9 tRNA genes are annotated in these 902 nt (G+C 50.6%); all 9 read right to left on the reverse strand.

Annotated features, from left to right (window positions below):
* Positions 1–6 precede the first annotated feature (6 nt).
* Positions 7–82: transfer RNA gene (locus ACIFOT_RS32290), tRNA-Phe, on the reverse strand.
* 13 nt (positions 83–95) lie between these two features.
* Positions 96–172 (reverse strand) — tRNA-Asp (locus ACIFOT_RS32295).
* A 3-nt stretch (positions 173–175) separates the two neighbouring features.
* Positions 176–249: transfer RNA gene (locus ACIFOT_RS32300), tRNA-Met, on the reverse strand.
* Positions 250–282: 33 nt separating this feature from the next.
* Positions 283–375, reverse strand: a tRNA-Ser gene (locus ACIFOT_RS32305).
* A gap of 17 nt (positions 376–392) precedes the next feature.
* Positions 393–469: transfer RNA gene (locus ACIFOT_RS32310), tRNA-Ile, on the reverse strand.
* A gap of 26 nt (positions 470–495) precedes the next feature.
* A tRNA-Met gene (locus ACIFOT_RS32315) sits at positions 496–572 on the reverse strand.
* An 18-nt stretch (positions 573–590) separates the two neighbouring features.
* Positions 591–666: transfer RNA gene (locus tag ACIFOT_RS32320), tRNA-Ala, on the reverse strand.
* Positions 667–684: 18 nt separating this feature from the next.
* Positions 685–761: transfer RNA gene (locus ACIFOT_RS32325), tRNA-Pro, on the reverse strand.
* Between the two features lie 9 nt (positions 762–770).
* Positions 771–847 (reverse strand) — tRNA-Arg (locus tag ACIFOT_RS32330).
* Between the last annotated feature and the right edge of the window lie 55 nt (positions 848–902).

Below are 902 nucleotides of genomic sequence, written 5' to 3' on the forward strand. Positions count from 1 at the left end.
AATAAATGGTGGCTCAGGACGGAATCGAACCGCCGACACAAGGATTTTCAGTCCTTTGCTCTACCGACTGAGCTACTGAGCCATTTCCATTTAAATGGCGGTCTGGACGGGACTCGAACCCGCGACCTCCTGCGTGACAGGCAGGCATTCTAACCAACTGAACTACCAGACCGTATTGCGGGGACAGGATTTGAACCTGCGACCTTCGGGTTATGAGCCCGACGAGCTACCAGACTGCTCCACCCCGCGACGATAAATATGTTATTCACCTTAAAAATAATATGGCGGAGGAAGAGGGATTCGAACCCCCGCGCGGTTTAACCCGCCTGTCGGTTTTCAAGACCGATCCCTTCAGCCGGACTTGGGTATTCCTCCATATTATATAAAACTATTGGTGGACCTTGTAGGACTCGAACCTACGACCGGACGGTTATGAGCCGTCTGCTCTAACCAGCTGAGCTAAAGGTCCAAGTTAAAGTTCTAAATAATAATATTTGGTAGCGGCGGAGGGGATCGAACCCCCGACCTTACGGGTATGAACCGTACGCTCTAGCCAGCTGAGCTACACCGCCAAATATATTATTTAATTATGGTGGAGCCTAGCGGGATCGAACCGCTGACCTCCTGCGTGCAAAGCAGGCGCTCTCCCAGCTGAGCTAAGGCCCCAAATTAATAAGAAGTGAATGGTCGGGAAGACAGGATTCGAACCTGCGACCCCTTGGTCCCAAACCAAGTGCTCTACCAAGCTGAGCTACTTCCCGTATTTTAAATGGCGCGCCCGAAAGGAGTCGAACCCATAACCTTCTGATCCGTAGTCAGACGCTCTATCCAATTGAGCTACGGGCGCATTATATTGAATGTTATTTTACTATCGCAAAAACATTGGTGCCGAGGACCGGAAT

It is taken from the genome of Neobacillus sp. NRS-1170 (assembly GCF_050468025.1).